Annotated in this window: 27 protein-coding genes; 15 read left to right on the top strand and 12 right to left on the bottom strand. The window is 75.1% G+C overall.

Annotated elements, in window-relative coordinates:
• Window positions 1–55: 55 nt before the first annotated feature.
• From C8D89_RS03745 to C8D89_RS03730, 4 genes are all read left to right on the top strand, one after another.
• On the top strand, window positions 56–1531 hold the full coding sequence (locus C8D89_RS03745) for a WS/DGAT/MGAT family O-acyltransferase (protein ID WP_116706644.1): 1476 nt from the start codon (window positions 56–58) through the stop codon (window positions 1529–1531).
• Window positions 1528–2484: a patatin-like phospholipase family protein gene (locus C8D89_RS03740; RefSeq protein WP_116706643.1), complete on the top strand. Its 957-nt coding sequence runs from the start codon at window positions 1528–1530 to the stop codon at window positions 2482–2484. Before C8D89_RS03745 ends, C8D89_RS03740 begins: the two co-directional genes overlap by 4 nt.
• Complete coding sequence (locus C8D89_RS03735) at window positions 2481–2984, top strand: DUF6912 family protein (protein ID WP_116706642.1); 504 nt, start codon at window positions 2481–2483, stop codon at window positions 2982–2984. The genes C8D89_RS03740 and C8D89_RS03735 overlap by 4 nt, the downstream gene beginning before the upstream one ends.
• A 93-nt stretch (window positions 2985–3077) precedes the next feature.
• A complete protein-coding gene (locus tag C8D89_RS03730) occupies window positions 3078–3323 on the top strand; it encodes a hypothetical protein (protein WP_116706641.1) in 246 nt (81 codons plus the stop codon).
• Window positions 3324–3506: 183 nt separating this feature from the next.
• On the opposite strand, the gene C8D89_RS03725 is transcribed toward C8D89_RS03730, so the two are convergent.
• Together C8D89_RS03725 and C8D89_RS03720 are read right to left on the bottom strand one after the other, a co-directional pair.
• A complete protein-coding gene (locus C8D89_RS03725; protein WP_116706640.1) occupies window positions 3507–3857 on the bottom strand; it encodes a transposase in 351 nt (116 codons plus the stop codon).
• 70 nt (window positions 3858–3927) lie between these two features.
• Window positions 3928–4296 carry a hypothetical protein gene (locus C8D89_RS03720; protein ID WP_116706639.1) on the bottom strand — a complete coding sequence of 123 codons (369 nt, stop codon included), beginning with the start codon at window positions 4294–4296 and terminating at the stop codon, window positions 3928–3930.
• Between the two features lie 293 nt (window positions 4297–4589).
• Here C8D89_RS03720 and C8D89_RS03715 point away from each other — a divergent pair, with 293 nt between their 5' ends.
• Both C8D89_RS03715 and C8D89_RS03710 read left to right on the top strand, forming a co-directional pair.
• Complete coding sequence (locus tag C8D89_RS03715; RefSeq protein WP_116706638.1) at window positions 4590–6095, top strand: aldehyde dehydrogenase; 1506 nt, start codon at window positions 4590–4592, stop codon at window positions 6093–6095.
• Window positions 6096–6293: 198 nt separating this feature from the next.
• Entirely contained in the window at window positions 6294–7064 is a 771-nt protein-coding gene (locus C8D89_RS03710) for a 2-phosphosulfolactate phosphatase (protein ID WP_116706637.1), read from the top strand.
• 18 nt (window positions 7065–7082) lie between these two features.
• Here the strand turns inward: C8D89_RS03710 and C8D89_RS29020 are convergent, their stop codons facing one another.
• Window positions 7083–7919, bottom strand: coding sequence for a DUF5710 domain-containing protein (locus tag C8D89_RS29020; RefSeq protein ID WP_165825530.1), 837 nt, complete (start codon window positions 7917–7919; stop codon window positions 7083–7085).
• A gap of 70 nt (window positions 7920–7989) precedes the next feature.
• Window positions 7990–9234, bottom strand: coding sequence for an FAD-binding domain-containing protein (locus C8D89_RS03700; protein ID WP_116706929.1), 1245 nt, complete (start codon window positions 9232–9234; stop codon window positions 7990–7992).
• 39 nt (window positions 9235–9273) lie between these two features.
• Between C8D89_RS03700 and C8D89_RS03695 the strand changes: the two genes are divergently transcribed.
• Window positions 9274–9885, top strand: coding sequence for a nucleoside/nucleotide kinase family protein (locus C8D89_RS03695; RefSeq protein ID WP_243417802.1), 612 nt, complete (start codon window positions 9274–9276; stop codon window positions 9883–9885).
• 111 nt (window positions 9886–9996) lie between these two features.
• Window positions 9997–10431, top strand: a complete 435-nt coding sequence (locus C8D89_RS03690) for an ester cyclase (protein WP_165825529.1) — start codon at window positions 9997–9999, stop codon at window positions 10429–10431.
• A 10-nt stretch (window positions 10432–10441) separates the two neighbouring features.
• Here C8D89_RS03690 and rsgA read toward each other — a convergent pair whose 3' ends face one another.
• Entirely contained in the window at window positions 10442–11479 is a 1038-nt protein-coding gene (gene rsgA / locus C8D89_RS03685) for a ribosome small subunit-dependent GTPase A (RefSeq protein WP_116706634.1), read from the bottom strand.
• Between the two features lie 4 nt (window positions 11480–11483).
• Window positions 11484–12797, bottom strand: a complete 1314-nt coding sequence (aroA, locus tag C8D89_RS03680; RefSeq protein WP_116706633.1) for a 3-phosphoshikimate 1-carboxyvinyltransferase — start codon at window positions 12795–12797, stop codon at window positions 11484–11486.
• A 56-nt stretch (window positions 12798–12853) separates the two neighbouring features.
• Here aroA and C8D89_RS03675 point away from each other — a divergent pair, with 56 nt between their 5' ends.
• Together C8D89_RS03675 and C8D89_RS03670 are read left to right on the top strand one after the other, a co-directional pair.
• Window positions 12854–13642 (top strand): SOS response-associated peptidase, encoded by a 789-nt coding sequence (locus C8D89_RS03675; RefSeq protein WP_116706928.1) that lies wholly within the window; start codon window positions 12854–12856, stop codon window positions 13640–13642.
• On the top strand, window positions 13639–14274 hold the full coding sequence (locus tag C8D89_RS03670; protein WP_116706632.1) for an alpha/beta hydrolase family protein: 636 nt from the start codon (window positions 13639–13641) through the stop codon (window positions 14272–14274). Before C8D89_RS03675 ends, C8D89_RS03670 begins: the two co-directional genes overlap by 4 nt.
• Window positions 14275–14343: 69 nt before the next feature.
• On the opposite strand, the gene C8D89_RS03665 is transcribed toward C8D89_RS03670, so the two are convergent.
• Window positions 14344–14820: an aminoacyl-tRNA deacylase gene (locus C8D89_RS03665; protein WP_116706927.1), complete on the bottom strand. Its 477-nt coding sequence runs from the start codon at window positions 14818–14820 to the stop codon at window positions 14344–14346.
• Window positions 14821–15233: 413 nt separating this feature from the next.
• Here C8D89_RS03665 and C8D89_RS03660 point away from each other — a divergent pair, with 413 nt between their 5' ends.
• On the top strand, window positions 15234–15851 hold the full coding sequence (locus tag C8D89_RS03660) for a sigma-70 family RNA polymerase sigma factor (RefSeq protein WP_243417855.1): 618 nt from the start codon (window positions 15234–15236) through the stop codon (window positions 15849–15851).
• Window positions 15848–16186: a mycothiol system anti-sigma-R factor gene (rsrA, locus tag C8D89_RS03655; protein ID WP_116706631.1), complete on the top strand. Its 339-nt coding sequence runs from the start codon at window positions 15848–15850 to the stop codon at window positions 16184–16186. The genes C8D89_RS03660 and rsrA overlap by 4 nt, the downstream gene beginning before the upstream one ends.
• Window positions 16187–16257: 71 nt before the next feature.
• Here the strand turns inward: rsrA and C8D89_RS31060 are convergent, their stop codons facing one another.
• Entirely contained in the window at window positions 16258–16332 is a 75-nt protein-coding gene (locus tag C8D89_RS31060; RefSeq protein WP_373695073.1) for a 50S ribosomal protein bL37, read from the bottom strand.
• Between the two features lie 77 nt (window positions 16333–16409).
• On the opposite strand from C8D89_RS31060, the gene C8D89_RS03650 reads away from it, so the two are divergent.
• Window positions 16410–17903 carry a sensor histidine kinase gene (locus C8D89_RS03650; protein ID WP_116706925.1) on the top strand — a complete coding sequence of 498 codons (1494 nt, stop codon included), beginning with the start codon at window positions 16410–16412 and terminating at the stop codon, window positions 17901–17903.
• Between the two features lie 130 nt (window positions 17904–18033).
• Here the strand turns inward: C8D89_RS03650 and C8D89_RS03645 are convergent, their stop codons facing one another.
• Window positions 18034–18291 carry a WhiB family transcriptional regulator gene (locus C8D89_RS03645; protein WP_116706630.1) on the bottom strand — a complete coding sequence of 86 codons (258 nt, stop codon included), beginning with the start codon at window positions 18289–18291 and terminating at the stop codon, window positions 18034–18036.
• Window positions 18292–18727: 436 nt separating this feature from the next.
• On the bottom strand, window positions 18728–19648 hold the full coding sequence (locus C8D89_RS03640) for a diacylglycerol/lipid kinase family protein (protein ID WP_116706924.1): 921 nt from the start codon (window positions 19646–19648) through the stop codon (window positions 18728–18730).
• 113 nt (window positions 19649–19761) lie between these two features.
• Between C8D89_RS03640 and C8D89_RS03635 the strand changes: the two genes are divergently transcribed.
• Window positions 19762–20109 carry a hypothetical protein gene (locus tag C8D89_RS03635; RefSeq protein WP_116706629.1) on the top strand — a complete coding sequence of 116 codons (348 nt, stop codon included), beginning with the start codon at window positions 19762–19764 and terminating at the stop codon, window positions 20107–20109.
• On the opposite strand, the gene C8D89_RS03630 is transcribed toward C8D89_RS03635, so the two are convergent.
• Entirely contained in the window at window positions 20106–20753 is a 648-nt protein-coding gene (locus C8D89_RS03630) for a histidine phosphatase family protein (RefSeq protein WP_116706628.1), read from the bottom strand. The two genes, C8D89_RS03635 and C8D89_RS03630, sit on opposite strands and share 4 nt — an antisense overlap.
• 114 nt (window positions 20754–20867) lie before the next feature.
• Window positions 20868–21281 (bottom strand): superoxide dismutase, Ni, encoded by a 414-nt coding sequence (sodN, locus tag C8D89_RS03625; RefSeq protein WP_116706627.1) that lies wholly within the window; start codon window positions 21279–21281, stop codon window positions 20868–20870.
• Window positions 21282–21370: 89 nt separating this feature from the next.
• Between sodN and C8D89_RS03620 the strand changes: the two genes are divergently transcribed.
• Window positions 21371–21748, top strand: a complete 378-nt coding sequence (locus tag C8D89_RS03620) for a S24 family peptidase (RefSeq protein ID WP_243417800.1) — start codon at window positions 21371–21373, stop codon at window positions 21746–21748.
• Window positions 21749–21762 lie beyond the last annotated feature (14 nt).

Raw genomic sequence — 21762 nt, 5'->3', positions numbered from 1 at the left:
TGGCAGAGACGCCGACCCCCGACCCGGCGCGCGCCCCTGTGCGACGATCGAGGCCATGCCGGACCGCCTGTCGGCGCTGGACGCGTCCTTCCTCTACATGGATCAACCGACGACGCCGATGCACGTCGGGAGCGTGTCCATCTTCCGCAAGCCGCGCACCGGCTTCGACTACGACGGCCTCGTCGATCTCATCTCGAGCCGCATCGGGCTCGTCCCGCGCTACCGTCAGAAGATCCGCCAGGTGCCCGGGCGCATGGCGCGACCGGTGTGGATCGACGACGTGGACTTCGACGTCACCTACCACGTGCGCCGCTCCGCGCTGCCCGGGCCGGGCACCGAGCGGGCGCTGTGCGACCTCGTCGCCCGGCTCATGTCCCGTCCGCTGGACCACACGCGGCCGCTGTGGGAGATGTACCTGGTCGACGGCCTGGCCGGTGGGCGTGTGGCGCTCGTGACCAAGACCCACCAGGCGATGGTCGACGGGGTCGCGTCGATCGACATCGGGCAGGTGGTGCTGGACGACACCGCGGGGGGCCGCGCATCGACGACCGCGGCGGGCCGCGCATCGACGACCGCTTCCGGGCGCCCCACCCCCGACGACGAGTGGATCGCGCGGCGGGAGCCCTCGTCGTGGCGGCTGGTCTACGACGCGGTGGGCGAGGCGGTCGCGCGGCCCGGCAACGCCGTCGAGGCGGCCCGGGACGCGGTGCGCGACGCGGCCGACACCGTCGCCAAGGTCGCGGGCGTGGCCGGCGGCCTGTTCTCGGCGGTGCGCACCGCGGTGCGCCCGGCCCCGGTGAGCCCGCTCAACGTCCCGATCTCCACGCAGCGACGCTTCGCGATGGCGCGCACCGACCTCGAGGACTACCGCGCGGTGCGCCGCGCCCACGGCGGGACGATCAACGACGTGGTGCTGGCGGTGGTCTCCGGGGCCCTGCGCAACTGGCTGCTCTCCCGCGGGGCGACGGTGTCGCCGACGACGACGATGCGCGCGATGGTGCCGCTGTCGGTGCGCGGGGACGCCGAGACCACCGGGTCGATCGCGGGGGCCGCGCTGCTGGGCAACCAGATCGCGTCCTTCCTCGTCGACCTGCCCGTGGGCGAGCCCAACCCCGTGCTGCGGATGCACCACGTCGCCCACGCGATGCGCGAGCACAAGGAGTCGGGGCAGTCGGTGGGCGCGAACGCGCTGGTGCGGGTGGGCGGCTTCGCGCCGCCGACGCTGCACGCGCTGGGTGCGCGGGCCGCGAACGGGTTCGCCCGCCGGCTGTTCAACCTCGTCGTGTCCAACGTCCCCGGCCCGCAGCACGCGCTGTACGCGGCCGGGGCGCGGATGCTCGAGATGTACCCCGTGGTGCCGCTGGCGAAGGGGCAGTCGCTGGCCGTGGGCCTGACGTCCTACGACGGCGGAGTGTTCTACGGCTTCAACGCCGACCGCGACTCCATGGCCGACGTCGACGAGCTCGGCGAGCTCGTCACCGAGTCTCTGGCCGAGCTCGTGGCGACGGTGCCGAAGGGGTCGGCGCGGTGAGCCTGGGCCTCGTGCTGGGGACGGGCGGTCAGCTGGGTTACGCCTGGATGGTCGCGGCGCTGTCGACGTGGGAGCGCGCGACGGGGCGCGACGCGCGCGAGGCCGAGGTGATGGTGGGGACCTCGGCGGGCTCGGTGGTGGCCGCGGCACTGGCCAGCGGGGTGCCGGTGTCGGACATGCTCGACGACCTGCTCGACCCGCCGCCGCCCCGGCCGCGCCCGCCGGGGGCACCGCCGTCGACCGCGCGGCGGGGGCTGCCGCCCGTGCCGCGCGTCGGTCCGGGGTCGCTGCGGCTGCTGGGCAAGATCGCGCGCCGCCCGCGACGGTTCCCACCGCTGGCGTTCGGGGCCGCGTTGCTGCCGACCGGACGCGGCGACACCACCGGGCTGACCCGGTGGGTGACGAAGTGGGCGCACGAGACGTGGCCCGAGCACCCTCAGGTGCGCATCGTGTCCATGGACTACGACAACGGGCACCGGGTGCCGTTCGGGCGGCGGGGCGCACCGCCGGCGTCGATGGCCGAGGCGGCGACGGCGTCGTGCGCGGTGCCGGGATGGTTCTCGCCGGTCCGGATCGGTGGGCGCCGCTACGTCGACGGCGGCGTGTGCTCGGCGACGTCGGCCGACCTCCTGCTCGACGGCGACCTCCCCCGCGTCGACGAGGCCCTCGTGCTCGTGCCCCTGGCGCGCACGGGGGCGGCGCCGAAGCCGTGGTCGGACCCGGTGGGCGCCACGGACGGCTGGCTGCGCGGGCTGATCGGCGGGCGCACGGCGCACGAGATCGGGCGGCTGCGCGAGGCCGGGATCGCGGTGACCGAGCACGCCCCGGGCGTCGAGGATCGCGCCGTCACCGGCTGGAACGTCATGGACCCCCGCAAGCAGGCCGAGGTCGCGCAGGTGGCGCTGCGGACGACGGCGGAGCGGTGGGCGGAGCTCGAGACGGGGGAACGGTGAGGATCTACGTCCCGACCACCGTGGCCGGCCTGCGCCGGCTGCTCGACACCGAGCAGCTGCAGCCGCTGTCGGGCACGGCGTTCGCGCTGACGCCGCGACTGCGCGAGTCCTACGCGTCGGGCGACGACGAGGAGCTCGAGTACGTCGCGATGTCGGAGGCCGCCCGCGCCTCGCTGCGCCTGCTGGCCGCCGAGCTCGCCGAGGACCCGGAGACCCCGCCGCGCCGCGTCGTCGTGAGCGCGGACGTCGAGGACGTCACCCTGCGCCCCGACCTCGACGACGCCGTGGTCCGCGTGGCCGGCCCCGTACCGATGGCCAAGCTGGCGGCGGTGCACATGGACCTCGCCGAGGCCGCCGATGCCGTCCGGGCGGCCGCCGCGGTCGTGGACGCCGCCGACCTCGGCGATCACGACGCCGAGTTCACCCTCGGTGACGTCGAGGACCACGAGCTGGCCTGGTACGGGGTGCAGGAGCTGCCGTTCGTCCTGGAGCTGATGTAGGGGCTGGTCGTGGGCCCGCGGAGGGATTCGCCGGGAGGCGGCGATCTCTACGGTCGGTCGTGCACGAGGCATGGAGCGCCGGTCGGCCGGCGGGTGGGCCACGGTCTCGGCCTGCTGCCGGCGTCGGTGGGCGAGCTGGGCGCGACCAGCGGCCACCCGGCCACGGCGGGCACGGCCACGACCAGGACCCACACGCCCGCGTGCACCGTCCACGCCCCGGCGAGGGTCGGCCCGCCCCTGGCGTCGTCGCGGCTGGCCGGGCACCTGCTCGGGGGTGCTCGGCGTGTGTCGGTGGTGCCGGTCGCGCTGCGGGTGGTGGAGCCGGGCGCCGGCGGGTGATGGCCATGCCGAGGGCTTCGGTGACCAGCGCGGTGCGCATGTTGTCATCGATGGACCAGCCGATGACTCTTCGCGAGTAGGGGTCGGCGGCCGGGTTGCGGACGGTGCAACCTGCGCGCGGACAGACTTCGCCCCGCGAGCCATTCGTAGTAGCACTGACGACGACCATTGAGCACTCGACAGTCACCGCGACGTCGAGACCGTCGTCGCGAGTTCACAGACCAGCGGGAAGACTACTTCGGGAGGACGTTCACCCGCGCGAAGTGGGCCGCCGCGCGCTTGAGGTTTCGTTTTCGACACCTCGAGGCGACGCTTGTCTTTGCGCAGCTCGGCGAGCTCGGCGCGCTCTTTGCTGGTCAACCGATCGGTGTTGGTGCCGCCATCGGCGTCGGCCTGGGCCATCCAGTTCCGCAGACACGCCTCAGAGATACCGAGGTCCTTGGCGATCGCGGCGACCGGCTGCTCGCCTAGGCGAGCCAGCTCGACGGCGCGACGCCGGAACTCCGGCGGGCGAGGTGCGGGCACGAACGACATCCTCCCTGGCCGACCGGGTCCACCTCAGTTGACGTGCCCGGTGCCAGGGGCCAACCCCAAACCGAGTTACTTAGGCTTCGGCAAGCGGGCCAAAATGCTCGTGAAGGTCCTGTTTCGTCAACAGCATACGATCCCAGAAATCCATGAAGTCCCGCACGTTGTCACGGTCGACCATGTTTCCCCAGTAGTGCCGCACATGGTCGCGTTCCGCCGCGGTGGAGAACTGCCCGGTCTTCGCCGTGTACATGTAGCGGTCGCAGTGCGGCAGATAGAGCCAGAGGTCGCCATCGCGGTCGACGTAGTCCGGGTGGGCCGGTTTCGGAGCCTGTTGCGTGTGCGTCTCGGTGAGCACCCGTTCCTGGTGTTCGCGCATCTCCTTCCACATGTGTGCCCACCAGTACGGAGCCGTGGTGGGGTCGAAGGGACCGAGTCCGCTCATCGGTGATCTCCTCGAAGTTGTCGGTCGCTCATCGTCGCCAAGGTGGGCAGGCAGGCTTCGGGAGGCACTGCTGACTGGCCCCACATCTGCAGCAGGCCGTGGGAGCGCTCCACCTACCAGGGTCGCAAGTCCCATCCCCGACGGGCGACCGTCTCCGAGGGCGGGCGTCGCCGTTGACGTGCGAGCGGGTGCACCGCAGCCCGCTCCGCGCTCGTGCAGGCGCTGCCCACCGGCGGTTGGGAGTCGGGCCGGACGGTCGAGCGACGCAGGGACTCTTGGCTCTGGGTGGGCTCATGGCTCCTCGCAACGGTACCGAGTCGTCGGAACCGGAACTGGAGCACGCGGGGGATGCCGTGTACGAGGTCTACGACAAGCTGTTCATCGACGGGTCGTGGGTGGAGCCCGCGTCGGACCGGGAGATCGAGGTCGTCTCCGCGAGTACCGAGGAGGTGATCGGGCGGGTCCCGGAGGCCGTCGAGGCTGACGCCGACGCCGCCGTCGAGGCCGCGCGCCGGGCGTTCGACGATCCTGCCCGATGGTCGGGCCTCGCCCCGGCCGAACGGGCCGCCGCGCTGCGGCGCCTCGCGGTCGAGGTGTCCGCCCGCTGCGACGAGACGGTGCGGCGGGTCAGCAGCCAGAACGGTATGCCCGTGCAGATCGGCGCGATGTCCGAGGCGGTCCTGCCCGCGACGCTGCTCGGGTACTACGCGGACCTGATCGAGGCCTCGCCGTCCGAGGAGACGCGGCCGGGCCTGCTCGGCGGCAGCACGGTCGTGCGCCGTGAGCCGGTCGGTGTGGTCGCCGCCATCATCCCCTTCAACTACCCGCAGACCCTCACATTCTTCAAACTCGCTCCTGCGCTCGCGGCGGGTTGCACGGTGGTGCTGAAGCCGTCGTCCTCGACGGTGCTCGACGCGTACCTGCTGGCCGAGGCCGTGGAGGCGGCCGGGCTGCCGCCCGGGGTCGTCAACATCGTCTCGGGCCGGGGCGAGATCGGCGCCTACCTCGCCGCGCACCCGCGCGTGGACAAGGTGGCCTTCACCGGCTCCACCTCGGTCGGCCGGGCCATCGCCGAGACGTGCGGGAGGCTGCTGCGCCCGGTCACCCTCGAGCTCGGCGGCAAGTCGGCCGCGATCGTCCTCGATGACGCTGACCTCCTGCCCCGGCTCGACGCCGTGTTCGCGGCGACGATGCTGAACAACGGGCAGACGTGCTACCTCTGCACCCGCGTGCTCGCCCCGCGGACCCGTTACGAGGAGGTCGTGGAAGCCCTGACAGCGCTCACCGGCTCGTTGACCATCGGTGATCCACTCGACCCGGCGACGCAGATCGGCCCGCTCGTGAGTGCGCGTCAGCGGGACCGGGTCGAAGGCTACATCGCCAAGGGCGTCTCGGACGGGGCGACGCTGGTGACGGGGGGCGGGCGACCGGCGCACCTGGACCGCGGCTGGTTCGTCGAGCCGACGATCTTCACCGAGGTCGACAACAGGTCGGCGATCGCCCAGGAGGAGATCTTCGGCCCGGTCCTCGCGGTGATCCCCTACCGGGACACGGACGAGGCGGTGTCGATCGCCAACGACTCCGACTACGGGCTGGGCGGGAGCGTGTGGTCGTCCGACCCGGACCGCGCGATGGCCGTCGCGGCGCGTGTCCGGTCCGGGTCCGTCGGAATCAACTCTTACATGCTCGACATCGGCGCGCCGTTCGGTGGCGTCAAGGCGAGCGGTATCGGCCGTGAGCTCGGCCCCGAAGGGCTCTCCTCGTACCAGTCGCTCAAGTCGATCTACCAACAGTCCTGACTGGGCCTCGACCCAGCGGCGATCTTTGGTGCTGATCGTTGAGCTGGGTGGCTTGTTCGGCAGGGTGCGGGGCCGCGCGGGGGTTGCCGGTCTGTCCGGGCGCTTCACCGACGACCTCCCCGACCCCGGCCCCCGACCGTCCCGTTCCGCGGGTCTCGGGCACGGCGGCTCGCCGTCCCGGGTCCTACGGTCTCGGGAATGAGTGCCGGAGGGGCGAGAACCCGGTCGCCCCGGCTCGCCGTGTCGTCGGCCTGGGGCGCCACCGGCGTGTCGAGGGTGGCGACGGGCGGTGACCTCGCGGTCGTGGTCGACGTGCTCAGCTTCACCACCACGCTGAGCGTCGCGGCCGACCGCGGCACGCGGGTGGTGCCGTGCCCCTGGCTCGACGAGCGCGCGAACGCCCTGGCTCGCGAGCACGACGCGGAGCTCGCCGTGCGGCGCGGGGAGGCCGGGCCCGGTCGGGTCAGCCTGTCCCCGGTGACGGTGCGCGCCGCGGGTCCGCTGCCGCGCCTGGTGCTGCCGTCGCCCAACGGGTCCACGATCAGCGCGCAGCTCGCGGACCGGGACACCGAGGTCGTCGGGGGCTGCCTTCGCAACCGTCGGGCCGTCGCGCAGTGGCTCCATCACCGGGGCGCGGACGGACCGCCGCGGCGGGTCGTCGTGGTCCCGGCCGGCGAGGTTCGCCCCGACGGTTCTCGACGCCGGGCGAGCGAGGACCTGTGGGGTGCCGGGGCCGTGATCCGGGCGCTGTCCGAGATCGGCCCGGTCGAGCCGTCACCGGACGCCCGGGCCGCGGCGGCGGCCTTCGACGCGGTCGCCCACGACCTGCCCCGTGCCCTGCACCGCTGCACGAGCGGCGTGGAGCTCCGCGAGCACGGCTTCGCCGACGACGTCGACGTGGCCGCCGAGCTCGACCGGAGCACCGCCGTCCCCACGCTCCTCGACGGTGTCTTCGAGCCCGCGGGCTGAACAGGCGCCGCGCGACCCTCAGACCTCGCGTGTCCAGGTGCTCAGGCGCCGGGCCACGGCGTAGAGCTCGTCGATCTCGACGTCGGCGAGCACCGCGGGCAGGGCGGTGACCAGCCGCGGCAGCCTCGCCGGGGTCGCGACGAGGACTCCTCCGGGCAGGTGGCCACCCACCGCGGTGGTCACGGAAGCGGCGACGACGGCCAGCGCCGCGGTCACCGGCGGCACCGCCTCGTCGCCACCGCCGCGGGCCGCGGCCAGCAGGCGCCCGGCGCGCTCGGCCTCGGCGCGGGCGCGCGGGACGTGAGCGGTGGGGAGCCGGTCGACGGTGAGGTGGTCGCCGTCGACCCGCACCAGCCGGCCGGCGTGGTGCGCGGTGGTGACCGTGACGACCCCCGGTGGGCCGAGGAGGACGTGGTCGACGTCGCGGCGACCGATGCCGACGGGCACCGCGTGCAGCACGCGCCAGGGCGGGCGGCGCCGGGTCAGCCGCGCCAGCACGGTGGGCTCGGTCAGGCCACGCAGCGCCTCGGCGAGCCGGACCTCGCCCTCGGCGCCCGCGCGCCGGGAATCGTCGCCGACGTCCCCCTGCGCCGCCGCCTCCTGCGCGGCCCCTGGCCCCGGCGAGTGGAGCGGACGGTCCCCGGCCGCCGCGTCGGGCGCGGGGCGCGGCACCGGCAGCCACCGCTCCAGCTCGGCCATCCCCGGACGGGGCGCGTACCAGCGCTTGGCCCGCCAGTCCCACCGCGCGCCCGCGGCCCGGGCCTCGTCCTTCTCCGCGTACGGCACGTCCAACCACGGCTGCTGCTCGCGCACCACGCCGACCCCCTCGCTGCCGCTGCGCGGGCAGCGTCGCACGCGCGACCGACACCGTCGCGCGCATCAGCCCCGGTCGGGGCGTCCCCGCGGGCAGCGCCGGCGAGTCAGCTCACGCGTCCCGCCCCGCCGGCATGCCGTTGCGCCACGCGGTGTACGACTGCATCCGCCCCGACCGCGGGCGGAAGAGCCAGCGCCACGGGTGCACCACCGCCGGTTCCAGGGCGGCCGCGCGCCGCCGGAAGCCCGGCACCGGCGCGAACGTGACGGCCAGCCGCCGCCCGCCCAGCTCGTCGGCCACCCGCCCCCGGTGGATCTCCACGGGCCGGCGCGCGGCCAGGTCGGCGAGGGTCTCGGCGAGGAACACCAGACGCTTGCCCGAGAGCATCAGCCGGCGCAGCAACGGCTCGTCGAAGAAGAAGACCGCGGGCACGTCGGGATGTGCGGCGAGGGCGGGGTCGGCGTCGCCGAGGGACTCGGCGGTGAGCCACACGGCATCCACGTCATTGAGGGACCCGGAGGGCTCGGCGGGCCCGGCGGTCACGGAGGGATCCGGGTCGTGGCGCAGCAGCTCCGGGACGGGCACCCGCGTCGTGCGCTGCTCGGCCGGCCACGACCGGACGGGGCAGGCGACGCGCAGCACGCATCGCCGGCACAGGCCCGGCGCCCGCTTCTCCACCTGCCAGCGCGAGAACCCGTACGCCTTGCCGTTGCCGGCGCCGACCGTCCATTGCCAGTTCAACCGGTTCGCCGCGCGCGAGCCGTCGAGGAGGTGGGTGAAGAACTCCTCCTCCCCGTCGCGCCACCGCGCCCCGGCCCGCACGGTCCACTGGCTCGCCAGCCACATGCGCGTCTGGTTGACCAGCCAGCCGTCGGTGTGGAGCTCGCCGACGGTGACGTCCATGCAGTTCATGTCCCGCGGCCACGGCTCGTCCCATCCCTCGGGCGGCTGCGGCGGGTGGGCGCGCAGCTCCTCGCGCAGGGCGGCAGCGCCGTCGCGGCCGAGGCGGGCGTAGAGGTGGCGGGTGAACTCCTGCCACGCGAGCTCGTCGCGGTACTTGCGCCGGTCGTTGGCCCGCGCGTCCGCGACGTGGTCCCACAGCGTCGGCAGGTCGACGAGGTTGTGGCGGACGTACGGCGACATCCTGGTCGCCCCGCGCCGCTCCGGCGGCCACACCACGCTGCGCCGGCCCGCGTATCCGGTGACGTCGAGTGCGGCGAGGGCGGCGTCGGCGGCGCTCTGGCCCCCGCGGATCGCCTCGGACGCGGCCGGGGTGTCGCAGGCGAGGTCGGCGAGGTGCTCGCGGACGAACGCCACCGCGGCCTCCGGACCGGGGTCGGGGACGGGCAGCTGCACCACCCTGCCGTACCCCGCCGATGCGCGATCATGCGTCTCGTGTCCTCCGCACGGCCCGCCCCCGGCATCGCCCACCTGCTCGCCGCCGCCCGCGCGGACGGCCGCCGCCGCGTCCTCGGCATCGCCGGTGGCCCCGGGTCGGGCAAGTCGACGCTCGCGGCGTCGCTGGCCGGGCCCGGGGTCGCGGTCGTGGGGATGGACGGCTGGCACCTCGCCAACTCCGTGCTCGACCGCCTCGGCCGTCGCGACCGCAAGGGCGCCCCCGACACCTTCGACGCCGCGGGCTACGTCGCCTTCCTCGAGCGTGTCCGGTCCCGGGAGACGAGCGTCTGGGCTCCCGAGTTCCGCCGCGAGGTGGAGGAATCCATCGCCGGCGCTCTCGAGGTCCCGCCCGACGCGCTCGTCGTGGTCACCGAGGGCAACTACCTGCTGCTCGACGAGCCGCCCTGGAACGGCATCCGGGCCCTGCTCGACGAGGCATGGTTCGTCGAACCCGACGAGGACGTGCGCCGCGCGCGGCTCATCGCCCGCCACGAGCACCACGGCCGCAGCCACGCCGAGGCCGTCGCCCGCGCGGACGGCAGCGACGCCGCGAACGCCCGGATGATCGCCAGGACCGCGCACCGTGCCGACGTCGTCCATCGCGGGTGAGGAGTACCTCGGACGGCCCAGCAGCATGGCGGTGGTGGCTACGTTCGGTGGTACGCGACGCGCGCGACCCGTCCCATCATGGGTGACCCACACCACAATGAAGGGGGACCGATGACGGACACGAAGCTCGAGCAGCAGGCCCGCGAGTCGATCGAGGCCTTCAACCGCGGCGACTGGGCCGCGATCCGCGCCATGAGCGCCCCCGACGGCACCTACGAGGAGCCCGCCACCGGGCGCTCGCTGCACGGCCCCGACGAGATCCTCGCCGCCCTGCAGGACTGGCGGACCGGCGTCCCCGACGTCACCGGCGAGGTCGTCCGCCTCGTGACCGACGGCGACCTGGCGGTGCTCGAGGTCGTCTGGCGTGGCACGCAGTCCGGACCGCTCGCGGCGGGCTCGACCACCCTGCCGCCGTCGGGACGCTCGTTCACCATGTGGTCGACGATGTGGCAGACGTGGCGCGACGGGCAGATCGTCGCGAACCGCCACCACCAGGACATCCTCGGCATGCTGGTCCAGCTGGGTGCGGTGCCGGCGCCGGCGTAGTCGCCGACGGTCAGGTCAGTTCCCACGCCGGGATGCGCAGGGCGGTGAGGACCCGGCGCAGCGCCTCCAACCGCCCTGCGGACAGGCGCCCGGCGGCGACCTCGGCGTCGAGGGCGCACTCGGGGTCCGAGGGCGGCCCGAGGTGGGCGCAGCCGCGGGGGCACTCCTCGATGGCCTCGGCCAGGTCGCCGAAGGCGGCCACGACGTCGTCGACGGCGATGTGCGCCAGGCCGAACGACCGCACGCCCGGGGTGTCGATCACCCAGCCACGCTGGTGGGGCAGCGCGAGCGCCACCGCCGAGGTCGACGTGTGCCGTCCCTTGCCGACGCCCGAGACCTCGCCGACGGCCCGGTCGGCGTCCGGGACCAGCTGGTTGACCAGCGTCGACTTGCCGACCCCGGAGTGCCCGACGAGCGCGGTCACCCGTCCGTCGACGACCTCGCGCAGCCCCGTGGGGTCGACGCCGGCCCGGGTGACGACGACGGGCAGGTCGAGCTCGGCGTACTGGGCGGCGAACGGCGCGGGGTCGGCGAGGTCGGCCTTCGTCAGGCACAGCACCGGCGTCAGCCCGCCCGCGTAGGCGGCGACGAGCGCACGGTCGACGAACCCGGTGCGCGGCGCCGGATCCGCCAGCGACGTCACCACCACCAGGTGCGACGCGTTGGCCACGACCACCCGCTCGTAGGGGTCGGTGTCGTCGGCGGTGCGGCGCAGCACGCTCACGCGGTCGGCCACCCGCACGATGCGCGCCAGCGCGTCCTCGCCGCCGGAGACATCGCCGACCAGTCCCACCCGGTCGCCGACGACCACCGGTGTGCGGCCCAGCTCGCGGGCCCGCATGGCGACGACCCGGCGTTGCGGGTCCTCGTCCGGCGCGCAGGTCCAGCGGCCGCGGTCGACGCCGATGACCATCGCCTCGACCGCGTCGGCGTGCTCGGGACGGCGCTTGCTGCGCGGGCGCGTGCCCCGGCCCGGGCGCACCCGGACGTCGGACTCGTCGAGCCGCGACGTCTCCCCGCGACCGCCGCCCCGTCCGCCCCGGGCCACGCCCTCAGGCCCCCACCCGCGCGGTCACCAGGGCGGGCCAGTCGTCGGCGAAGTCGGGCAGGGTCTTGGTGGTGGCCGCGACCTCGTCGATCGCGAGCCCGGGCACGACGAGGCCGACGATCGCGCCCGCGGTGGCCATGCGGTGGTCGGCGTAGGCCTGCCAGGTCCGGGTGGGCGCGCGCAGCGGCGCGGGGTCGATCACCAGGCCGTCCTCGGTCTCGGTGACGCGCGCCCCGACCGTGCCGAGCTCGGCGGCCAGGGCGGCCAGCCGGTCGGTCTCGTGCCCCCGGATGTGCCCGACGCCCCGCAGCCGCGAGCGCGCCCCGTCGCGGGCGGCCACCGCGGCGATCGCGGCGACGGTGGGGGTGAGCTCGCTGACCTCGGTGAGGTCGACGTCGACGCCGTCGAGCCGGTCGGGGCTCCGCACGGTGAGGCCGTCGCCGGAGAGCTCCACGCGGGCACCGAACGCCTCGAGCACCCGCCGCACGGTGCTGCCGGGCTGCAGGTCGGTGTCGGGCCAGCCCGCCACCGTCACCTCGCCGCCGGTGACGACGGCCGCGGCCAGGTACACCGCGGCGCCGGAGAGGTCGGGCTCGACGTCGAGCACCACCGGGGCACGCACCGGTCCGGGGGCGACGTGCCACCGGTCGCGGCCGTCGTCGACCTCCACGCCCGCCGACCGCAGCATCGCCACCGTCATGGCGACGTGCGGCAGCGACGGGACGCCGCGCTCGCCCGCGTGGGCCACGGTGACGCCCCGCGCGTAGCGGGCGCCCGAGAGGAGCAGCCCGGAGACGAACTGGCTCGAGGCCGAGGCGTCGACCGTCACCTCGCCGCCCGGCGGGTGGGGCCCGCCCGCGACGGTCAGGGGCAGCGCCTCGCCGGTGACCTCGACGCCGAGCCCGCGCAGGCCGGCCACGATGCCGCCCATGGGCCGCTCGCGGGCGCGCGCGTCGCCGTCGAGGACGACCGGGCCGTCGGCGAGGGCGGCGAGCGGCGGCACGAAGCGCATCACGGTGCCCGCGAGCCCGCAGTCGACGTGCCCGCCGTGGAAGGTCGGCGGGGCGGTGACGGCGAGGTCGACGGTGCCGGCGCGCCCCGCGGCGGTCCCGACCGTCGCCCCCAGGGCCGCGAGCGCCCCGGTCATCAGGGTGGTGTCCCGCGAGCGTGCGGCGCCGCGCACGTGGCGCGTGGCCCCGTCGGCGCCGAGCGCGGCGAGCACGAGGGCGCGGTTGGTCACCGACTTCGACCCCGGCACCGACACCGTGCCGCGGACCGGGCCGTCCGCCGTCGGGGCGGACCAGGGCTGATCGCTCATGGCCCCATCCTCTCGCGAACGGCGGGGCGTCGGAGCCCGGTGCCAGGATGGACGGCATGTGCGGCCGCTACAGCCAGGCCAAGGACCCGGCCACCCTCGCCGAGGAGTTCGACGCCGTCGACGCCACCGACGGCGCGTGGCCCGGGCCCGACCACAACGTCGCGCCCACCACGACGGTGATCGCCGTGGTCGACCGGCACCCGCGCGACGCCCACGGCACGCCCGACCCGCAGCGCCTCGAGCGCAGCCTGCGCCCCATGCGGTGGGGCCTCGTCCCGGGCTGGGCGGACGACCCCAAGGTCGGCAACCGCATGATCAATGCCCGGGCCGACTCGCTGACCTCCAAGCCCGCCTTCCGCCGCGCGGCGAAGGGGCGCCGCTGCCTGCTGCCGGCCGACGGGTGGTTCGAGTGGCAGCGCGACGGGCCGGGCGGGCGGAAGGTCCCGTACTTCATCACGCTGCCCGGCGGCCGCTCGATCGCCCTCGCGGGGCTGTGGGAGACCTGGCGTCCCAAGGACGCGCCGAAGGGCACGTCGCCGCTCATCAGCACCACGGTGGTCACCGTCGACGCCGCCGGCCCGCTCACCGCCATCCACCACCGGATGCCGCTCGTGCTGCCCGCCGAGCGGTGGAAGGCGTGGCTCGACCCGGACAACGACGACCCCACCGGCCTGCTCGAGCCCCCGCCCCCGGAGTTCCTGAGCTCGCTCGAGCTCCGCCAGGTGTCCCGCAAGGTCAACAGCGTCGAGAACCACGGCCCCGAGCTGCTCACCGAGACCCACGACGAGCCCGAGCAGGTGGGGCTCGACCTCGATCTGGACGCCGACGTGCCGGCGACGCAGTGAGCTCCGTCCTCGAGATCGCGACGGTCCACGGCCCGGCGCACGTCCACCTCGACGAGCCCGACGCCGCCCCGCGGGGGCTGCTCGTCCTCGGGCACGGGGCGGGCGGGGGCGTCGAGGCGCCCGACCTGCTCGGGGCCCGCGCCGCCGCCCTCGCGCACGGGCTGGCCGTGGCCCGGGTGCTCCAGCCCTACCGGGTCGCCGGGCGGAAGGCACCCCCGCCGGCCGCCCAGCTCGACGAGGCGTGGGCGGCGGTGGTCGGGCACCTGACGGCGTCGCACCCCGGCGTCCCCCGGGTTCACGGCGGGCGCTCGTCGGGCGCGCGGGTGGCGTGCCGGGGGGCCGCGACGCTCGACCCGGCGCTGCGCCCGGTCGCCGTGCTCGCGCTCGCCTTCCCGCTGCTCGCACCCGCCCGCAAGGACGGCACCCGCTCCGACCGCCGTCCGGAGATCGACGCGGTCACCGTCCCGGTCCTTGCGGTGTCGGGCGCGCGCGACCGCTTCGGCATCCCCGGGGAGACCTCCACCCGCGAGGTCGTCGTGCTCGCCGGCGACCACGCCCTGAAGGCCCGCGGACCGGTCCGCGACGCGGTCGGTGGGTGGTTGGAGCGCACGGTCACCGCGGTCCGCCCCTGACCCGCCTCACCCGGGCGAAGGCCCGTCCGGCGACGGCGCGCAGCCCGGCAGGTGGGTGGCCACGGAGCGCTAGCCGGCACAGAGCTCCGCCAGCTCGCCGCCGGTCGCGGCGAGGAGGTCGTCGGGGGTCAGCTCCATCTGCAGTCCCCGACGGCCGGCGGAACAGTAGACGGTCGCGTGCTCGGCGACGGACAGGTCGATCACCACTTCCAGCGGCTGCCGCGTCCCCAGTGCGGCGATGCCGCCGACGACGTAACCGGTGAGGCGCTGCGCGGCGCCGGTGTCGGCCATCACCGCCCGCTTGCCGCCCCGCGCGGCGGCCAGGGCCTTGAGGTCGAGGGTCCCTGCGACGGGCACCATCGCCAGCACGGGCGTCCCGTCCACCTCCGCGACCAGGGTCTTGAGCATCCGCGCCGGGTCGACGTCGAGCGCGTCGGCGGCCTCCGTGCCGTAGGCGGTGCGGCCCGGTGCGGTGTACGGGTGCAGCGCGTAGGCGACGCCGGCGGCCTCCAGCGCCGCCGTCGCGGGGGTCGCACGGCCGGCCACGGCGCAGGAGCCCACCAGGACCGCCCCTCGGGCCGCAAGCGGGAATCGACCACCCCGGCTCCGCGTTCCATCTCCTACGCCGTGTCCGGCGGTGATCGGGCGCGGTGAGGACGAGGAGAGGTGCGATGCCAGCAGTGGTGACCGAACCGGTCGGGACGGCGGGGATCACGCTCACGTCGATCATCCCGGCGTTCGACGGCCGCGTGACGTCCCCCGCGACCCGGGGTGACCTCGCGCGCATCCGGGTAGTCTCCGCGGGATCCGAGGATGTCCCGCCCGCGGAGCGCGGGCGGCGTGGAGGGAGCCCCGTGGCCGACGGTGCGAGCGCGGCGAGCACGGGTACGGACCCGGCCGAGGCCGACGCGACGACCGACCGCAGCCGGCGCAGCCAGACGGACGGCGAGGCCGTCGACCTGGCCACCGAGACCCCCGAGGAGCGGGCCGCCCGCTTCGAGCGGGACGCGATGCCGATGGTCGACCAGCTCTACGCCGCGGCGCTGCGGATGACCCGCAACCCGTCCGACGCCGAGGACCTGGTGCAGGAGACGGTGCTCAAGGCGTACTCGTCGTTCGCCTCGTTCACGCCGGGCACCAACCTCAAGGCGTGGATGTACCGCATCCTGACCAACTCCTACATCAACACCTACCGCAAGCGGCAGCGCCAGCCCCAGCAGTCGCCCACCGAGGACATCCAGGACTGGCAGCTGGCGCAGGCCGGCGAGCACAGCTCGACGGGCCTGCCGTCCGCCGAGGCGGAGGCGCTGGAGAACCTGCCCGACACCGATATCCGTGACGCGCTGCAGGCGCTGCCGGACGACTTCCGGATGGCGGTGTACCTCGCCGACGTCGAGGGCTTCGCCTACAAGGAGATCGCCGAGATCATGGGCACGCCGATCGGCACCGTGATGTCGCGGCTGCACCGCGGCCGCAAGCAGCTGCGCGAGGCGCTCACCGACACCGCCCGCGACCGTGGCTTCCTGCGCGACGGCACCGGCGCGCGGGTGACGACCGGAGAGGGGGCGGCGCGATGAGCTGCGGGAAGCCCCACGAGACGGACTGCTCGGAGGTCCTGGCCGAGGTCTGGCTGTTGCTCGACCACGAGTGCGAGCCCGAACGCGACGCCCAGCTGCGCCGCCACCTCGAGGAGTGCGGGCCGTGCCTGGCGCGCTACGGCCTCGAGGAGAAGGTCAAGACGCTGCTGAGCCGCAGCTGCGGCTCCGAGCACGCGCCCGAGGGGCTGCACCAGCGCCTGCGCGAGCAGATCCGCGCCACGGTGCTCGAGCAGGCCGAGGTCTCCGTCGACCGCGGCCCCGGGGGCACCGTCGTCGAGGTCAACCAGACCCGCGTCGAGTCCTGGCGCGGCTGAGCCCTACGCACACGAAGGGCCCGCCCGCGACGTCCGCGGGGCGGGCCCTTCGTCGTTCGCGGGGCAGGCGCTCAGGCGTGGGGGCGCTTGCCGTGGTTGCTGGCCTTCTTCTTGCGGTCCCGCTTCTGGCGCGCACGCTTCGACATGTCTCCATCGTCGCACGTCGGCAGCACCCCACCGGCTCGGTGGTTGGATGATCGGCGTGGGGAACCGCGGTCGTCCGGTGTCGACGCTGTCGAACCTCCTGGCCGCGCACACCGCGCTGACCGGCGCGGCCGTCGCCCACCTCCAGCGGGTGGTCGCGGAGTGGCAGCTGCTCGCCGACCTGTCGTTCGCGGACTTCCTGTTGTGGGTGCCGGTGGGGGACGAGGGCGCTGGCCGATTCCTGTGCGTCGCCCAGTGCCGCCCGACGACGACGGCGACCGCCCATCCCGAGGACATGGTGGGCACGGTCGCGTCGGCCAGCCAGGCGCCGCAGCTGGAGCGGGCGCTGCACGACGCCGCGCTGCGCCGCGAGGACCAGCCGCGCTGGCACCGGGGCCGGTCGGTCCGCCGGGAGGTGGTACCGGTCCGCGCGCCGGGCGGGGAGGGCGTGGTCGCCGTGCTCGGCCGCGACACCAATCTCGCCGCGCCCCGGGTGCCGAGCACGCTGGAGGTCTCGTACCTCGCCGTCGCCGCCGACCTGTGCCAGATGGTGGCCGACGGGACGTTCCCGACCGCCGCCGGGCGCGACGAGGGCACCTCGACGCCGCGGGTGGGCGACGGGCTGGTGCGGATCAGCACGTCGGGGCGGGTGCTCTACGCCAGCCCCAACGCCGCCTCGGCCTTCCACCGGCTGGGCTGGTCCGAGGAGCTGGTGGGCGCGGACCTGGCCGCGGTGGTCCGCGAGGTCGCCGACGACGCGTTCGAGGGCGGCGAGGCCGCGGAGCACGTGCGCGGGGCGCTGGCCGGCACGCCGTCGCAGCGCGCCGAGCTCGAGGGCCACGGAGCGTCGGCGGTGCTGCGGGCGTTGCCGCTGCACCCGCGCGGGGTGCCCAGCGGGGCGCTGGTGCTGGTCCGCGACGTCACCGAGGTGCGCCGCCGCGACCGTGCCCTGTTGAGCAAGGACGCCACGATCCGCGAGATCCACCACCGCGTGAAGAACAACCTGCAGACCGTCGCGGCCCTGTTGCGCCTGCAGGCCCGCCGCACGCCGCACGCCGAGGCCCAGGAGGCGCTCACGGAGTCGGTGCGACGGGTGGCGTCGATCGCGCTGGTGCACGAGGCGCTGGCCGCGTCGGTGGACGAGCGGGTCGACATCGACGAGGTCCTCGACCGCGTGCTGCCGATGATGAACGACCTCTCACGCCCCGGGATGCGGGTGTCGATGCGTCGTGAGGGCGAGGTCGGGGTGCTGCCCGCGGTCATGGCGACGCCGCTCGTCATGGTCGTCACCGAGCTGGTGTCGAACGCCCTCGAGCACGGCTTCGCCGAGCGGGCGTCGGGGTGCGTGGTGATCACGGCGACGCGAACGGCCGCGACGCTGGAGGTCGAGGTCCGCGACGACGGGCGCGGGCTGCCCGAGACGTTCTCGCTGGAGCGGGCGCCGGGGCTCGGCCTGCAGATCGTGCGCACGCTCGTCGACTCCGAGCTCGCCGGCACCTTGAGCATCCGCCCCGGCGAGGACGTCGGCACCCGCGCGGTGCTGCGCGTGCCGCTGCAGCACCGCGGACGATGATGCGCGGGCCACGCGCGAGGGCCCCGGCACCGTCCACGGGGACGGGGCCGGGGCCCTCGGGTCGCTGGGGATGCCGTCCGGGAACGGACGCGTGGGGAGCGAGCGTCCGGTCCCGGGCGGGCGGACCGCCCTACCAGGCGCTGGTGTGCACCTCGGGGCGGATGCCACGGCGCTTGAGCGCGCGGCGCTCGTCCTCGCTCGCACCGCCCCAGACGCCCGCGTCCTGCCCCGACTCGAGCGCCCACTTCAGGCACTCGGTCATCGCCGGGCAACGCCGGCAGACACTCTTCGCACGCGCGATCTGGGAAAGTGCGGGGCCGCTCGTACCGACGGGGAAGAACAGTTCCGGGTCCTCGTCGCGGCAAGCAGCGTCGTTCCGCCAGTCCATCGTTGCTGAGCTCCTCGGTGGGCGCACTTCGGGGCGCGCGCCCGTCGTGGTCGTCGTCTTCTCGACCTCGTCGCGGGCCCTCCGTCGGGCCCACGACCTGGCACGGAGACCGTCTCGCGGTCTCCCGCCCGCCGTCCGATCACTTCTCGGACGACGGACCCGTCCGGTCCGGAGTGCGCGTCCCTCTCGAGCCGCGCGTCCTTCCCGGTATTCGCGGGGGATGCGACTCAATCTGCAGGACGGCACCAGGGAGATCGAGTGCCAAGCGGCTCGACGGGCGAACTCGGTCGGTGAGTGGAATGGCGCGCACCGTCATGACCGCCCGGCTGCGACGAGCGACGATCCCGGCACGACGAAACGTCCACCCGTCCGTGACCGCGCGACGAGCGGTCGCAGCACGGCTCGATTCAGAACGCCGCCGACGGCCCTCCGGGCCTCACACGACCACCCGCAGCGCGTCCGGGACCGCGACGAACTCGACGTCGCTGCGCTGACCGAGGTGGTCGCCGTCGACCTGGAGGTTGACCGGTTCGTCCGAGGTGATGCGCAGCGCGGGCACGTCGTCGCGGCGCACCACCGAGCGCAGGCCGGTGGCCCCGTCGCGGCGCATCACCTGGTGCACGAGGCGCAGGACCGTGGGCAGCCCGAGCGAGCGCAGCGCGAAGACCCCGAGCCCGTCCTCGAAGGAGCAGCCCGGGTTGGTGCGCACCGGCCGCGGCCCCAGATAGGTCCACGGGTCGGTGTTGGACACGAGCGCCAGGCGCACGCCGCGGATCGGCTCCTCGCCCGCGAGCTCGACGGTGAGGTCGGGCGGGTCGAGGCGGGCGCGCGTCCAGCGGCGGATCGAGGTGGCCACGTAGCGGGCCGGGGTGGCGTCGTGGCCGCGGCCACGGGCCCGCTCCATCGAGGCGATGACGTCGGCGTCCCAGCCGAGCCCCGCGTTGAAGCTGAACCACCGCTCGTCGGCGCGCCCGAGCCCGACCGTGCGCGAGCGGCCGCCGGCGATGGCGCCCAGCAGGGTGTGCGTGGCCTCCAGCGGCTCCCGGGGCACACCGAGGGCGCGGGCGAACACGTTGGCCGAGCCGCCGGGCACGACCCCCAGCGCGGGCACCCCCTCGCCGGGACCCTCGGCGAGCAGCCCGTTGAGGGCCTCGTTGACGGTGCCGTCGCCGCCGAGGACGACGACGAGGTCCACGGCCTCCGCGCGGGCGCGGGCGGCGAGCTCGGCGGCGTGCCCGCGGTAGCGGGTCGCGACGACGTCGAGCTTGATCTCGCTGGCGAGCGCGTGCGCGATGACGTCCTGGCCTGCGGCCGTCGTCGTGGTGGCCGACGGATTGGCCACGAGCAGCGCGCGCACGGCGCTCACCGTAGACGCCGGGCCCCCTCCGGTCGGGGGGTGCGGGTCCCGGATGTCGCCGATCTCTCGGGGGAGCGGCCCGACCCGAGGGTGCCCACGCCTAGGCTGGCGGCGTGACACCGCCCCGCCCCGTGCGCCTGGCCGCGCTCGGCGTGCTCGCGGAGGGTGTCGTCGGCGCCGTCGTGGTCGTGCTCATGGTGATCGCGGGCCTCGCCTTCGCGGTCTGGGGCTTCGTCGCCCTCCTCGCGATCGGGGTCGGGGTGGCGGGTGTCGCGCTGCTGCTCGGTCAGCGGGGCGCGCGCGGACCGGCGGTGGTGGCGCAGCTGCTGGCCATCGGCTGCGCGTTCTACGCCGCGGTGCCCTCCGGCCGCCCGGAGTGGGGTTTCCCCGTGTTCCTCGTCGCGGCCGCGGTGCTGGCCGGCCTCGTCTCGCGCCCGGCGCGGGAGTGGGCGGGCGGCTAGCGGTCGGGCCAGCGCTCGGCCGGCGGCGGGGGCGCCTCGAGGAGGCCGGCGGGGGCGTTGAGGAGGTCGATGCGCGGCTCGCCCCGCTCGTGGCCCAGCACGGTCACCGACGCGGCGTCGAACGCGAACCCGACCCCGGCCGGGGCGTCGAGGCCCAGGTAGCGGGCGACGAGCACGCGTCCGGCGTGGCCGTGGCCCACGAGGACGAGGTCGCGCTCGGGGAGCACCCGCTCGGCGTCGACCAGCACCTGGTCGAGGCGCGCGGCGACCTCCGGCGCCGTCTCCCCGCCGGGGCTGGGGTGGGTCCACACCGTCCAGCCCGGCTCGTCCTCGCGGATCTCCGGGGTCGTGCGGCCCTCGTAGGCGCCGTAGTCCCACTCGACCAGGTCCTCGCGCACGGCGTCGGGCTCCAGCCCGGCCAGGCGGGCGGTCTCGGTCGCGCGCCGTCGCGGGCTCGTCCACACCGCCGGCCGGGGCGCGTCCTCCCCGCGCAGCGTCATCAGCAGGCGCCCGGCCGACCGTGCCGCCTCCCGCCCGGCGTCGGTCAGCGGCAGGTCGGTCCGGCTCGTGTGGCGTCCGGCGCGGGACCACTCGGTCTCGCCGTGACGCAGGACGTAGATGCGTCCCGTGGGGCTGGCGCTCACGGCCTCCCTCTACCCGTTGCGCCCCGGAACGACGACGCGCCCGCCCCCGGCTCTGCGGAGCGGGGACGGGCGCGTCGGTGCCGCGCGGGCGCGGGCTGCGCTCGGTCGTGCGGCTCAGCCCTTCTTCGTCTCCCAGAAGATGTCCGAGATCTCGGCGATGTAGTCGAGCACCTGCTGGCCCGACTGCGGGTCCATGGACGACTTCGCGCCGCCCTCACCGCCGCCGGCGGCCTTGGTGGCCTTGTTGAACAGCTCGTGGAGCTGCGGGTACTTCTCGAAGTGCGGTGGCTTGAAGTAGTCCGTCCACAGCACCCAGAGGTGGTGCTTGACGAGGTCCGCGCGCTCCTCCTTGATCTGGATCGCGCGGGCCCGGAAGGCCGGGTCCTCGTTGGCCTGGTACTTCTCCTGGATCGCCTTGACCGACTCGGCCTCGATCCGGGCCTGGGCCGGGTCGTACACACCGCAGGGGAGGTCGCAGTGCGCGGTGGCCTCCAGACGCGGTCGCAGGACGCCGGTGAGCAGTCCCATCTCGCCTCCCTCTCAATGGTGGGGAATGGTGATCGTTCCGACGTCAGGGAACGTACCCCTGCGCCGGAGCGGCGACACGTGGAGCGCCGGTGAGCGGGGCCCGGGAGCCGCTGGTCACGCGGGTCGTACAGCTGGTCCGGGAGCGGCTGCGGGACCGGTGGCGGCGCCGGCCGCGCCGGGTGCTCGTCCGCGGCTCGTCGATGCTGCCGACCCTGCGCGACGGCGACGTCGTCGTCGCCCTCCCGGGGGCGGCGGTGCGGCCCGGCGAGCTGGCCCTCGTGCGCTGGCCCGCGCGTCCCGGGCAGCTCTCGGTCAAGCGGGCGGCCCTGGCGTTCGACGACGGGTGGTTCGCCCTGGGCGACGCCCCGGCGGCCTCGACCGATTCCCGCACCCTGGGCCCGGCCGAAGCGCTGGGGCCGGTGCGCTGGCGCCTGTGGCCCCACCCGGCGCGGCTGCGGGCGCGCTGAGCCGGGCGGCACCC

Source organism: Actinomycetospora cinnamomea, from assembly GCF_003096675.1.
GTDB lineage: Bacteria > Actinomycetota > Actinomycetes > Mycobacteriales > Pseudonocardiaceae > Actinomycetospora > Actinomycetospora cinnamomea.
This window is presented reverse-complemented; position numbering and strand designations above follow the sequence as displayed.